The sequence below is a fragment of the Streptomyces sp. enrichment culture genome, assembly GCF_964273145.1.
Taxonomy (GTDB): domain Bacteria; phylum Actinomycetota; class Actinomycetes; order Streptomycetales; family Streptomycetaceae; genus Streptomyces.
Window position 1 is genome coordinate 789,464 of the sequence record NZ_OZ186873.1, and the last position, 13,081, is coordinate 802,544.

The window sequence follows — 13,081 nt, forward strand, 5'->3', positions numbered from 1 at the left end:
ACGCTAGAAGCCCCGGCACCCGGTGTCAACGGGACACCGGAGGGGTGTGATCCATCACCCGCGCGCCCCGCCCCCGGAGGCCACGCGGAACCCGCGCGCCGCACCACTCGAACGGCCTACGGCTCCGCGCCGCCGCGCCCCCCGGCCCCTAGCGTCGAAGCGCGAGCCACACATGACCGGAAGGCACCGGAAAGACCGGAAAGCTCAACGAAGCACCGGAAATCACCGGAAAAGATCGGAATGGAGGCGTCCATGCGCCCTCGCACGACCGCCGCGGGCCTGCTGATCGCCATGACGGTGGCGGGGCCGTCGGCCGGCACCGCGCACGCCCAGGACCTGGACTGCCGGCACTTCACCTATCAGGAGGAGGCGCAGGCGGTGTTCGGCAGCGACCCGAGCGACCCCAACCGGCTCGACGAGGACCAAGGACCGGACGACGGCATAGCCTGCGAGGCCCTGCCGCGGCGCGGCGCCGGCGCCACCATCTCGGCGACGAGCCGCCCCATGTACCCCACGGCGCCCCCCACCACCGCGACACCCACCGCGACACCCACCGTGGCACCCACCAGCGTGGCGCCCACCACCGCGTCACCGCGTCCCACGGTGTCCGCCACCCGGGCTCCGACACGCGGCGTCCAGGGCGGGCTCGGCGGCGCGTCACCCACCGGTCCGACCGGCCGGGACATCGGGATCGGCCTGACGCTCGTCACGGGCGCCGCGCTGGCGGCCGGCTGGGTGCTGGGGCGGCGCCGCCGGACCTGACGCCCGGCGCCGCGGGCCGGCCGGGCCCCGCCCACCGTACGGGCCGGGCCCCGCCTACCGTACGAGCAGTTCGAGCAACCGGTCCGCCTCCGCCGCCGGATCGGCCGTGAGACCGGTGTGGACCGGGCCCGGCTGGACGATCGTGGAGCGGGGGGCGACGAGCCAGCGGAAGCGGCGGCCGGCGTCGTCGCGGGCGGCCTGCCCTGCCGCCTCGCCCCCGGCGCACACGCCCTCGGCGGCCCGCAGCGCGGCCCGGACACCGGACACGTCCGCGTCCGGGTCGAGCGCCAGCAGCCGGGTCTCGTCGAGGTGGGTGCGGGCGGCGACGAACGCCTTGGCGCGGCAGTACACCAGCACCCCGGCGTTGATGCACTCGCCGCGCTCGACGCGCGGTACGACGCGCAGCAGCGCGTACTCGAAGACGTGCCGGCCGGTCACCGGACCCCCTGGATGCGTTCGTGGACGACGGCCGCGCGGGCCAGCAGGGGACGCGCGTAGGCCCGTCGCAGGTCGTCCGGCGTGGCGAAGCCCGGCTCGTCGGTCAGCCAGACGTCCGGGATCTCGGCGGTGACCTCGGCGAGGAGTTCCTCGGTGATCAGGGGGGCGAGTTCGGCGGCGGCCGTGGCGACGTCCGGCGCGAAGGGCAGCAGGGCGTGGTCGGAGGCGTCGTAGGGGCGGGCGGCGGAGGCTTCGGCGCCGGGCCAGTTGTGGTGCCAGATCATGGTCGCGCCGTGGTCGATGAGCCACAACTCGCCCCGCCACCGCAGCAGGTTGGGGTTGCGCCAGGAACGGTCGACGTTGTTCACGAGCGCGTCGAACCAGACGATCCGCCCGGCTTCCCGGGGGCTCACCTCGAAGGCGAGCGGGTCGAATCCGAGGGCACCGGGGAGGAAGTCCATGCCGAGGTTGGTGCCGCCGCTGGACTTGAGCAGTTCCTGGACCTGTTCGTCGGGTTCGCCGAGGCCCAGCACCGGATCGAGGCCGATCGCCACCAGCCTCGGCACCCGGAACCCCAGCCGGCGGGCGAGTTCGCCGCAGACGACCTCCGCGACGAGCGTCTTGCGGCCCTGTCCGGCGCCGGTGAACTTCATGACGTACGTCCCGAGGTCGTCGGCCTCGACCAGTCCCGGCAGGGAACCGCCCTCACGCAGGGGCGCGATGTAGCGGGTCACGGTGACTTCGGTCAGCATTTTCCCAGGCCCCGGCGCCCTGCGGCCTTGTGTTCCAACGTCGACTCCCAACGGATGCGATCCGGACGGCCGGCTGCGGTCAGCCCCGGGAGGGCTCCGGGGAGTCGCGGCGGGCGGGCCGGCCGCCTCCCCCCTTCCGGGCACCCCGTCGACGGCGGTGCGCCCCTCGCTTCCGGCCTCCGGCGTGAAGTGAGCATAGTAACCGAGCGTGACAGCCGGCGAGGAGCGCCCGGTCCGCCGGGCCACCGCCACGGCGGGCCTTTCCGCCTCCGCGCGGACCGGCGTCCCGATGCCGCCGGGACGCCGGTCCGCCCGGAGGCGGTCGTCCGGCGCCCCGGTCCCGGGCGGGCCGGTCGTCAGCCGCTCGAGCAGACGGTGCCGTTGAGGCGGAAGACCCGCGGATCGGGGTTGGGGCCGTCGTTGGCGCCGACGAATCCGAACGAGACCGCCGACCCGCCGTCCGGGGCCAGCGGCCCCGCACCCTCGGGAGCGGTCACCCGCACGTGCCGGCCGGTCTGGTGGAACGTGGCGCTCCAGCCGGAGGCCACCGACTGCCGGTCGGTCGGCCACTCCCAGTCGACGGTCCAGCCGGTGATCGGGGTGTCCGAGAGGTTCCGGACGGTGACCGTGGCCACGAATCCGTTGCCCCAGCCCGTGTCGCGCCGGTACGTCACCGCGCAGGCGGCGTCCGACGGGGTGCCGGTGGTGAAGGTCAGCGGAACGGACGGGGCGGAGAGCCGGCCCGAGGCGTCGGCCGCCAGCACGTTGACCGTGTGGGTGCTGCCCGGGGGCAGGTTCCGCAGGGTCACGGACGTGCCGGTGGCCTCCCCGACCAGACGGGTGTGGGCGCCGTCGCGCTCCTGGACCAGGTAGCGGGCGGCGCCCTCGGCACCCGGCCAGGTCAGGCGCGCGGTGGTGTCGGTCGCCGCCTCCAGCCGCGGGGTGCCCGGGGTCCCGGCGGCCGAGGCCCCGGGCCCGGTGCCGGCCTTCGGGGTGAGGGTGACGGCGAGCATCGCGTACGGCGGCACGGTGACCCGGGAGGCGGACGCCTCGCCGCCGGTGACATCGGTGACGTCGCTGTCGCCGCGCGCGTAGCGGCTCACCTCGGGTACGGCGCCGGACGGGGTGAAGCCCGCGTACTCCAGGTCCACGGTCCGCGCGGCGTCCGGGTCCTTGTTGACGAGCAGGACGCTCAGGCGCCCGTCGCGACGGTGCACGGCGTGGGCGGAGACGTCCTGCCCGGAGGAGGCGGTGGCGACCATGGTGTCACCCGCGGTGCCCAGTTCGGCGGTCATCTTCATGCCGTAGTAGGGGTGGAAGGGGGTGTTCGGCGGTGGTTCGCAGACGTCACCGGTGCAGGTGCCGTTGGAGAGCATCCCCATGTCGCCGTAGTCGGTCTCGCCGTCGACGGTGGTGATCTGGCCCGCGCCGTTGTGGGTGTTCCACCAGTCGACGGTGAAGACGCCGTTCTCCAGGGCCGTCAGGAACGCGTCCGCGGCGAACAGGCCGTTGGGGCGGGCGGTGAGCCGGGCACCACCGGTGTTGGTGTTGATCTCGGTGAGGGCGATACCGATGCGCGGCGAGTCGGCGCCCGCGTACCGGTCGATCTGGGCCCGCACCTCCCGCAGTTCGCCGGGCAGCCCGGCGAGCCTCGCCATGGCGTCCTCGGCCGTGGTGTCCGCACCGCCCGCGTACCAGTGGACGCTCACGAAGTCGATGACGTCGGTGACCTCGGAGAGGACGGTGTGGTTCCAGTCGCCCGGATCGCCTTCGCCGACGACGCCGTCCGGCCAGTGGCCCGGGGTGGTGAGGACCGCGCCGATCTTGATCGTGGGGTCGACGGCCTTCATGGCCTTCGCGTAGGCGCGGACCTGGCGGGCGTACTCCCGGGGGCTCTTGTCCTCGTGCTCGTCGTGCTCCCAGCCGTTGCCGTAGTGGCCGTTGCCGTAGATCTCGTTGCCGATCTCCCAGTACTTCGCGCCGTAGTCCTTGGTGATGTTCGCGTACCTGACCCAGCCGGCCGCCTCCTCGGGCGTTCCCGAACCGTAGTTGGCGATCAGGATCGGCTGGGCGCCGGCGGCGCGGACGGTGCCCATGAAGGCGTCGAAGCCGGTGCCGGGGGCGACGTACCCTCCGGGTGCCGTGTGGGTCTCCCAGTGGTAGATGTCGGCGTAGGAGCCGCCGGGATAGCGCATCGCCCCGACATCGGCCGCCTTCATCAGGCCGGCGACCTCGGGGTCGTTCATGTGCGCGTCCCAGACGGCGGCGTTGACGCCGCGGGCGACGTCGGTCAGCCGCCCCAGCGACGCCTGGGTGTTGACCCGGACGGTGACGTCCGCGGCGGCGGCCGTCCGCGGTGCCGCGGGCGCGGCGCCCGCGCTGTCCACCAGGGGCAGCAGGGCGAACGCGGCGGCCAGGACGGTCGCGGTGCGCGCGAGGCGGCGGGGCCGGGTTCTCGCGGCGCGGCGAAGGCCGGTACCGGCCGGTCGGCCGGGTCTTTGCGGTCGTGGCACGTGGGCCCTCCCTCGAAGGTCCGCGGCACGGACGGGCAGCGGGTGCCGGACCGTGCCACCGGACGGGCGGGGTGCCGGCGCGGCAGCGGGGCGTTCCGCGCGGTGGCACGGGGAACGGTGCGTGGAAGCGGTGCGGTCATACGGGGCGGCGGTCGCGGCACCACCCGTGGGAGCGCTCCCAGGATGGGATCGGTGTGACGTCCTGTCAACGTGTCGGACAGCGCGGGGTGAAGGGGACGGCGTCACGCGCCTTCGTCGCGTACGCGGTGCCTCGGCGTGCGCTCCCGTCCCGCGGCGAGCGGCCGGACGCCGCCACGCCCTTCACCGGATGCGCGAGGGCCCGCGTCCCGGACGTACGGGCGGCGCCGCCCCGCGACCGAGCCGCTGCCCGAGGTGCCCGTCACCGTCGAGGGGACCCGGACCTCCCCGGTGTGCGGTCCGGCGTCCGCGGCCTGCCGGCGGGTTTCGCGAGCCGGCGTCGCCGTGGGCGGACCGTGGCGTCGGACGGGGCCGGGACCGGGTCCGGCTCAGCCGGCCACCACCTTCTCCCCCGCCGCCCGCAGCGCTTCCACGGCCGCCCGGATCGAGGGGCGGCGGTCGGCGTCCGCGCGCCAGACGACGTACACGTGCCGGTGCACGCGCTGCTTCAGCGGGACGGTGACGATCCCGTCGGGCACCGGATGACGCCCGAGCAGCGGCGCGATGCACACGCCGAGCCCCGCGGCGACCAGTCCCAGCTGGGTGTGGGTCTCGGCGGCGCGGTGGCCGAGGACCGGCTCGATCCCCTTCGAACGCAGGGTGAACAGCAGCCACTCGTGGCAGAACTCGCCCTCGCCCCAGGTGATCCACTCCTCCTCGGCGAACTCGGCGAGGTCCACCTCGACGCGGTCGGCGAGCCGGTGGCCGGCCGGCACGGCGACCTCGGCGGGGTCGTCCAGGACCGGTGCCTTGACCAGGCCGTCGGGGACGGGCAGCGGTTTGTTGTACCAGTCGAGGACCACGGCGAGGTCGAGGTCGCCGCGCACCACACCGGCGACGCCGCGCTCCGGCTCCAGTTCGCAGGAGCGGACGCGCAGCGCGGGGTGCGCGGCCCGCAGCGCGGAGAGGGCGGTGGGAAACAGTCCGCGCGCGGCGGTCGGGAACGCCGACAGCCGCAGCTCGCCGACGACTTGGCCGCGGTGCGCCTCCAGATCGGACTGGGCGAGGGCGACCTGCGACAGGATGCGTGCCGCGTGCTCGGCCAGCAGCCGCCCCGCGTCGGTCAGCCGTACGCCGCGGCCGTTCCTGGCCAGGAGCTGCTGGCCCACCTCGCGTTCCAGCTTGGACATCTGCTGGGAGACGGCCGATGTCGTGATGTGCAGCCCTTCGGCGGCGCCGCTGACCGATCCGTGCCGGGCGAGGGCGTCGAGGGTGCGCAGGCGCTCCAGGTTCAACACGTAAGCAATGCTACGGAATGCCGCGGGTGAATTCTCAATTTCTCTACAGGAACGCTTGTATCATCGCGCCCTCCATGAGCGACACCGCCGTGCCACGGGCCTCCGCCCGCCCCTCCCGTCCCGCCCTGGACCGGCGCCGCTTTGTGCCCTCCCCGCCCGCTCACCCGCGGTTCCGCCCCGTCCCCGCCCCCAGCGCGGAAGCCACCGCGTCCGCCAGAGGGTCCGCTTCCTCCACGCCCAGCGTCGAGACGGTGATCCGGATGCCGGGCGGGGCGTGCATCCGGAAGCGTGCGCCGGGGGCGACGGCCCAGCCCGCGTGCAGCAGCCGGGCGACGGCACCGGTCTCGTCCGGCACGGGGATCCAGACGTTCACGCCGCTGCGGCCGTGTGCCGCGACCCCGCGTCGCGCGAGCGCGTCGATCAGGGCGTCCCGCCGGCGGCCGTACGCCGCCGCCACCGCCCGCGCGTCCACGGCTCCGTCGGTCCACAGCCGCGCCACGGCCCGCTGGGTGATCCGGCTGACCCAGCCCGGTCCCAGCCGCTGCCGTCCGCGGACCCGGTCGAGCGTGACGGCGTCCCCGGTGAGCACGGCGAGCCGCAGATCGGGGCCGTACGCCTTGGCGGTCGAGCGGACGAAGGCCCAGCCGCGGGTCGCACCGGCGAGGGGGTGCAGGGGCAGGTCGACGATCCGGTGGCCGTGGTCGTCCTCGACGAGCAGCGTCTCGGGATGTTCCCGCAGCAGGGAACGCAGCGCACGCGCGCGGGGGGCGCTCAGCGCCGCACCCGTCGGGTTCTGCGCCCGGTCGGTGACGATCAGGGCCCGTGCTCCGGCGGCCAGCGCGCGGCGCACGTCGTCGGGGAGCGGCCCGTCGTCGTCGACGCCGACGGGCACCGTGCGCAGCCCGAGCGCCGGGACGAGGTCGAGCAGGCTGCCCCACCCCGGGTCCTCCACCGCGACGGCGTCCCCCGGCCTCAGGTGTGCCGCCAGCACCCGCTCCACGGCGTCCAGCGAGCCGGACGTCACCGCCACGGGCCCGTCCGGCACCCCGTCGGCGTCCAGCTCGGCCCGCGCGATGCGCTCCAGTTCCGGCTCCACCGGCGCGTCCCCGTACAGGACCGGTTCCCGGTCGCCTCGTTCGGCCGCCGCGGAGAAGGCCGGCGCCAGCGGGGGCAGCAGCGCCGGGTCCGGGTTGCCGGTGGACACGTCCCGCGCCCCTTCCGGCACCTCCACCCGGATGAACTCGCGCCCGGTGGTGGCCGGCCTGGCCCGCACCCGGCTGCCGCGCCGCCCGGCGGTCTCGATCACCCCGCGCTCGCGCAGGGTGCGGTAGGCGGCCGCGACGGTGTTGGGGTTCACACCGAGCCGCTCCGCCAACTCGCGCAGGGGCGGGAGCGGCCGGCCCGGCTCCAGCTCCCCGCGCGCGACCGCCCGCTCCACGCTCGCGGAGATTTCCGCGGCACGCCGCCCGGTGATCCGATATTCTCCTAGCACAAAGACAATTATGCACTAGTGCAATGGAGACCGTCATGCAGGGGACGCAGCAGACGCCGCCCGGCACCACCGCCTACGCCCGCACCGACCGCACCGTCCCCACCCGCTCCGCGCACCGCGCCGCGTACGACAAGGACCTGGTGCACGCGGTACTCGACGAGGGCTACGTCTGCCACCTCGGCTTCGTCCGCGACGGCGCCCCGGTGGTCCTGCCGACGCTGTACGGCCGGGCCGGCGAACGGCTCTACGTGCACGGCTCGACGGGCTCGCGCCCGCTGCGCATGGCCGGGCGGGCCGACCAGGGCCTGCCCGTGTGCCTGACCGTCACGCACGTCGACGCGCTGGTGCTGGCCCGCTCCGGCTTCCACCACTCGATCAACTACCGCTCCGTGGTGGTGCACGGCACCGCGCACGACGTGACGGACCCCGAGGAGAAGCTCCTGGCGCTGGACGTCCTGGTCGACCAGGTCGTACCGGGCCGCTCCCGCGACTGCCGGCCGGCCGACAGGAAGGAACTGGCCGCCACCGCCGTCCTCCGCCTCGACCTGGACGAGGTCTCCGCCAAGGTCCGCACCGGCGGCGTCAACGACGAGCCGGAGGATCACGCCCTCCCCCACTGGGCCGGCCTCGTCCCGCTGCGCAAGGGCTACGAGGCCCCGGTCCCGGACCCGCGGCTGGCCCCCGGCACCGAGTTGCCCGGCTACCTGGCGGAGCTGTGACGCCGGCCCGCCCCTGGGACCCGCCCCGCGAGGACGCCGGGCGGCAGCGGCGGCCGGCGGTCCACGACGTGGGGCGGCTCGCCGCCGACGGCCCGCCCGGCGACCCGTCCCACGTCCGCCCCCTGCGCTTCGCCCACGACGCCGGGCACGGCGAGGCGGTCACCCGCCTCGCCCGCCCCCACCCGCTGTGGCGCGAGCTGGAAGGCCAACCCGGACGTGCCGCTGGGCGTGGTCGACGACCACGTCCACGTCCCGGTCCCTGACAGGCCGCGCCGCCCGAGCACGGCGCCTCGACCGGCCTCTACGCGACGGTCCGGTTCCGCTGCCGCGCCCACCTGCTGCGCCGCCGCTGAACCCGACCGGAGGACGGGACCGACCGGTTCGGAACGACCGGCCCTCCCTCCCCTCCCAGAGGGCCATCCGGTCACCGCCCGCGCGTCCCGCGCGTCCCGAGCGTCCGCCACCGCGAGCCCTCCGACCGGACCGGGCACCGGCGGGGTGCCGGCCGGGGTCGCCGCCGTGAGGCGCCGGCGGCGCGCCGGGCTCGTTCCGGAGGACCCGCCTCGGACCGCGGGCGGCGGAAGGACGAATGCGTTCGCGTGCGTGATCCGCACCTCAGGCGGACGTCCCCCGGGCGGACAACTCCCTTTCCGGGCCACCGCCCGCCACCGGGTCCGCACCGGTCCCGCCGGGTGCCGACGACTGCGCGACGAGGGCGCCGGCCAGGACCACCGCACCGCCGAAGAGCTGCGGCGCGGAGAGGTGTTCGCCCAGCAGCACCCAGGCCAGGACGGTGGCGACGACCGCCTCGAGGCACGCCACGACACCGGCGACCTGCGGCGAGAGGCGGCGCACGGAGAGCACGCCGGTGACGTAGGCGGCGACCGTGGCGACGAGCACGATCCAGGCCAGCAGCACACCGGCGGCGACGGGGGTGCCGTTCATGGAGGCGGTGTCCGCGAGCACGGTCCACTCCATGGTCCAGGGGCGAGCCACGACGGTGAGCACGGCCGCGCCGGCCAGCAGTCCGTACGCGATGACGCCGAGCGGATCGGGTGCCTCGTCGCCGGCGTCGCTGCCCTGGTCGGCCAGGACGAAGTAGCCGACCTGGCAGCAGGCGGCACCGAGGGCGAGCAGCAGGCCGAGGGCGTCGAAGCCCAGGCCCGACCAGACCTCGACGACGCAGGCGAGCCCGCCGACCGCGAGGACCGCGCCGAGTGCGGCGGCGCGCGTCACCGGCCGCCGCTGCACGAACCGCACCCAGCCGAGCACGAGCGCGGGCGCCAGGTATTCGACGAGCAGGGCGACGCCGACGGGGATGCGGGAGATCGCGGCGAAGTAGCAGGCCTGGACACCGGCCACGGCGAGCAGTCCGAAACCGGCCAGCAGCCCGGGGCGGCGCCGCGGCAGCGCGCGGTGGCGCACGGCGAGCGGCAGCGCCACCAGAGCCGCGCCCGCCACGCGCAGCCACACCACGTGGAGGGGGTCCAGCCCCGCCTCGATCAGCGGCTTGGCCGCGACACCGGAGCCTCCGAAGGCGACCGCGGACACGAGCGCGAGACCGAGCCCGGCACCCTTGCCCCGGCTGCCGCGACTGCTGTCAGAGGTATGCACCGGCACATGATGACAGGCGACGACATGACCGTCACCCCCGATGACACCTGTCTCGTCGGCCGGACGCGCCGGGCGGTCCCGGGTCTCCCCCGGCGCGAGCCGGCCCGGCGTGCTCCCCGGCGCGGGCGAGCACCGCCCGGGGGTCGATTCCGGCGCGGCCGAGCACCTCGACGGCCCGGGCCTGCGGGTCCACGACGATCGCCGCGAGCAGATCGACGCCGCGGGCCCGGCCCCCGCCGCGCCGGGCGGCGAGCTCACCGGCGTACTCCATGGCCGCGGCGGCCAGCGGTGACAGGCCCGCGGCCCCGGTCACGACGGGGACGGCGCCGGAGTCCTCCACGGTGCCCTGCCAGCGCAGGCCGTAGCCGATGCTGCGCTGCGCGAGGTAGCCGAACAGCCGGGCGAGCTGCGGCCCCTCACCGAGTACGGTCCGCACCTGCGGGTCGCACTCCAGGAGGGAGTGGAGCAGATGGGCCGTGTCGACGTGCCGGTCCCCGTCTCGTATCGCGCGGCGGCGCGCGGCAAGGACCACCGGGGCCAGCTCGGCCGCGGCCCGGACCTCGTCACCGGCGCCGTCCGGGCACCGGCCTTCTGGCTCACCGGCCGCCTGCCGGGGGATACGGGATTGCACGTCTCCCAGCTCATCAGCCTCTTACGGCCGGGGCATCACCGAAGGGGACCATTTCCGCGTCCCACGCGAAGGGGACGTCGTGGGCCGTGTCCTCCTCCTCACGGAGGAGAACACGTCGACGACTCCCGGGGAGGCACCACTTGGAGGTGCGCGTTCCGGCGCCGCACGCCTCCAGGGCCCCCCGGTCCACCGGCCGGTGGCGCCGCCCGCCGTCGACGGCGGGCAATACGCGCACCTGGTGCACTGCCCGGCGGACGCGCTGCCCGCCGATCCGTTCGGGGGGCGTGGCACCGCCACGGCGGGAGCGCCCTCCCGCTCGCGGCTCCCGTTCGACGCGGCGGCGGCAGGGCGGGCCCGGCCGATCCCGGCTCCCGCCCCGCGGACGGGTGGAGGCGCCCCGCGGACCATCGCGCGGGGCGCCTCGCCGGGTGCCGGGCCGGGACAGGGAGTGGATCAGTCCTCGTCCGCCAGGATCAGGTACAGCTTCTTGCGGGCGTCGCCGATGACGGCGAGCGCCTTCTCGCGCTGTTCCTTGCTGCCGGTCTTCCAGACCTGCCCGAAGGCCTCCATCAGCCCGAAGCCGGCCTGCCGGATGTCGTTGAGCGCCTCCCAGTCGACCCCGCGCGAGGCCTCCTCCCAGGGCGCCTCGGGGCCTTCGCCGGCCGCGGTGCGGCCCGCCTCGGTGAGGGAGAAGAGCTTCTTTCCGCCCTCGCTCTCGCTGACGATCAGCCCCTCGTCCTCCAACAGCTGGAGGGTGGGGTACACCGAGCCCGGGCTGGGCTTCCAGGCGCCGCCACTGCGCTCGGCGATCTCCTGGATCATCTCGTAGCCGTGCATCGGCCGGTCCTTCAGCAGGGCCAGGATCGACGCCCGTACGTCACCGCGGCGCGCCCGGCCCCTGGGACCGCCGCGCCCTCGGCCGCCCCAGGGGCCGGGGCCGAAGAGGCCCCCCGGGCCACCGGGCCCGCCCGGCCCGAACGGGCCGAAGGCCGCCCGCAGCCCTTCGAAGCCGCCCAGGCCGTGCCCGAAGGGACCGCCGTGCCCACCGTGCCCGCGTTCGTGTCCGTGGCTGTGCATCGCCCTCACTCCATCCCATCGTCGATCTGTCACGATGCTTCGACGATATATCGGAACTCTTCTTACGGCAACCCTGCTTCGGGACACCCGGCCTGACCGTCCCGGTGAGGATTGCCTCGACCCGGGCGATCCGCACCGATCGGCTCCCTGCTCAACGAGGGCCACCGACCCGACGGCCCGCCTCCGTGAAGGTGGATCGGATCGACGGACGGCCGTCCCACCGCGCCGAGTCGCGACTTGTCGCACCGATCGCCGCAGCCGGCCTGCGATGTGCGGGGCCGGGACGGGCCTCGGCGGGACCGCACCCCGCTTCGGGGCGGCTCTCGTCCCGGAGCAGGTGACTTTCGCGGCCCACCGGACACGCTCCGGGGGGGCGCGGGTCGTCACCGGCACGCTCGCCGAGGTGTGGGGCCGGCGGAGCGTCCATGCCGTACTCGCTGTGCCGTCACTCGGGCCCGCAGCCCTCGTCGCACACTGCCGTCAGGGGAACGCCCCCACCCGGCCGCGCGGTACGGGCCGCGTCCCGGTGGCCGGCCCCACGCCCGTCCACCCGTGCTCACTCCTGTGGCACCGCGACGACCCCCACCCCGCGCCGGCCGCCCTCCGCGCCCGCTTCGCCCCCGCGGCGGCCGGCCACGACACCGCGGGGACCGGGGTGCCGGCCTGAATGCTCCCGCGCCGACCCGCGCACCTCCGCAAGGCCCCGGCGTCCCGCCCGGAAGGCTCCTTCGAACCACGGGTTCCGGGCGGGCCGGCCCGGCCCGGTCACCCCGTCCCGCAGCGTCGGCGGAGGAGCTCGACGCCGTCTCCCTCCAGATCGTCGCAGTACGTCGAACGCCCGGTCATCGCCATCACCAGGGCCAAGGTGGCACCGGAGACGAGCCGCCCGGAACCGGCGGTGAACGGGCCGTCGTCCGCGACGAGCCGCAGACCGCCTATACGGCCCTTGGCGACGACCACGAGGTCCGTCCCCCGGTAGTACTCGGCCACCGACGTGACCACCTCGACCGGGTACCGGCGCCGGATCCCCAGCGGGCGCCGGATGTCCTCCGCGTGCACGATCGTCTCGCCCAGCATGGCCATCGCGGGGAGGGGAGGCTTGGTCGTACTCGGGATCACGCGCCGGAATCCCTCCAGTGTCTCGGCCGGGGTGGCGCCCAGCCGCTCGGCCAGCCGCATGGCCACCTGCTTGTCGAAGTCGAACCGGCAGCGGATCACCCCCGCCAGCCAGCGCATGGTGTCGAGGCTCGCGCCCGCGGTGAGGTGCGCCAGCACCTCACGCACCGACAACCCGGTGCACAGCGACGCCGTCGCCCACTGCTCGTCGGTCAGGTCCGCGAGGTCGGCCGCCAGCGCCGCCCGCTCGGTGTGGATCAGGGGCCAGACTCCGGTCCCGCGGTCGCGGTCCGCTGCCGGTTTCGGGTCGGTCATGCGGTGGTGTCTCCTGTCGTGGATGGCACGCTGCGTCACCCCCGGGCCCGGAGCGGGTGCCGTCCGGCAGGGGTGTTCGAGTGGGGGACTCCTGTCCCGGAGCGAAGTCATCGCCGGCGGTGGACCGGATGTGAGGCCCGCGGCGCCACGGGCCCGGGCACCGGTCCGCCCTCCCACCCGGTACGGTGCGCGAGCGCGCGCCCCGGCCGGTTGCCC

Annotated in this window: 11 protein-coding genes and 1 pseudogene; 3 read left to right on the top strand and 9 right to left on the bottom strand. The window is 75.3% G+C overall.

The features are described 5' to 3' along the window. Window positions 1–252 precede the first annotated feature (252 nt). A complete protein-coding gene (locus ACSU6Z_RS03630) occupies window positions 253–762 on the top strand; it encodes an excalibur calcium-binding protein (RefSeq protein WP_437042795.1) in 510 nt (169 codons plus the stop codon). Between the two features lie 54 nt (window positions 763–816). On the opposite strand, the gene ACSU6Z_RS03635 is transcribed toward ACSU6Z_RS03630, so the two are convergent. The 5 genes from ACSU6Z_RS03635 to ACSU6Z_RS03655 form a co-directional block, all read right to left on the bottom strand. After that, window positions 817–1,200: a DUF3037 domain-containing protein gene (locus ACSU6Z_RS03635; RefSeq protein WP_437042796.1), complete on the bottom strand. Its 384-nt coding sequence runs from the start codon at window positions 1,198–1,200 to the stop codon at window positions 817–819. Continuing rightward, window positions 1,197–1,952, bottom strand: coding sequence for a HipA family kinase (locus ACSU6Z_RS03640; protein WP_437042798.1), 756 nt, complete (start codon window positions 1,950–1,952; stop codon window positions 1,197–1,199). Before ACSU6Z_RS03640 ends, ACSU6Z_RS03635 begins: the two co-directional genes overlap by 4 nt. A 356-nt stretch (window positions 1,953–2,308) precedes the next feature. After that, entirely contained in the window at window positions 2,309–4,465 is a 2,157-nt protein-coding gene (locus tag ACSU6Z_RS03645; protein ID WP_437042800.1) for a cellulose binding domain-containing protein, read from the bottom strand. A 527-nt stretch (window positions 4,466–4,992) separates the two neighbouring features. Further along, window positions 4,993–5,901 carry a LysR family transcriptional regulator gene (locus ACSU6Z_RS03650; RefSeq protein ID WP_437042802.1) on the bottom strand — a complete coding sequence of 303 codons (909 nt, stop codon included), beginning with the start codon at window positions 5,899–5,901 and terminating at the stop codon, window positions 4,993–4,995. 160 nt (window positions 5,902–6,061) lie between these two features. Next, complete coding sequence (locus tag ACSU6Z_RS03655; RefSeq protein WP_437042804.1) at window positions 6,062–7,393, bottom strand: aminotransferase class I/II-fold pyridoxal phosphate-dependent enzyme; 1,332 nt, start codon at window positions 7,391–7,393, stop codon at window positions 6,062–6,064. Window positions 7,394–7,428: 35 nt separating this feature from the next. Here ACSU6Z_RS03655 and ACSU6Z_RS03660 point away from each other — a divergent pair, with 35 nt between their 5' ends. After that, window positions 7,429–8,112: a pyridoxamine 5'-phosphate oxidase family protein gene (locus ACSU6Z_RS03660; protein WP_437050167.1), complete on the top strand. Its 684-nt coding sequence runs from the start codon at window positions 7,429–7,431 to the stop codon at window positions 8,110–8,112. A gap of 615 nt (window positions 8,113–8,727) precedes the next feature. On the opposite strand, the gene ACSU6Z_RS03665 is transcribed toward ACSU6Z_RS03660, so the two are convergent. The 3 genes from ACSU6Z_RS03665 to ACSU6Z_RS03675 form a co-directional block, all read right to left on the bottom strand. Continuing rightward, complete coding sequence (locus ACSU6Z_RS03665) at window positions 8,728–9,732, bottom strand: EamA family transporter (protein ID WP_437042806.1); 1,005 nt, start codon at window positions 9,730–9,732, stop codon at window positions 8,728–8,730. 25 nt (window positions 9,733–9,757) lie between these two features. Beyond that, entirely contained in the window at window positions 9,758–10,357 is a 600-nt protein-coding gene (locus ACSU6Z_RS03670; RefSeq protein ID WP_437042807.1) for a Clp protease N-terminal domain-containing protein, read from the bottom strand. 453 nt (window positions 10,358–10,810) lie between these two features. After that, window positions 10,811–11,434: a PadR family transcriptional regulator gene (locus ACSU6Z_RS03675; RefSeq protein ID WP_437042809.1), complete on the bottom strand. Its 624-nt coding sequence runs from the start codon at window positions 11,432–11,434 to the stop codon at window positions 10,811–10,813. Window positions 11,435–11,942: 508 nt separating this feature from the next. Here ACSU6Z_RS03675 and ACSU6Z_RS03680 point away from each other — a divergent pair. Next, a pseudogene (locus ACSU6Z_RS03680) lies at window positions 11,943–12,101 on the top strand (LysR family transcriptional regulator); the annotation flags it as partial. Between the two features lie 98 nt (window positions 12,102–12,199). Here ACSU6Z_RS03680 and ACSU6Z_RS03685 read toward each other — a convergent pair. After that, window positions 12,200–12,865, bottom strand: coding sequence for a maleylpyruvate isomerase family mycothiol-dependent enzyme (locus ACSU6Z_RS03685; RefSeq protein WP_437042810.1), 666 nt, complete (start codon window positions 12,863–12,865; stop codon window positions 12,200–12,202). Window positions 12,866–13,081 lie beyond the last annotated feature (216 nt).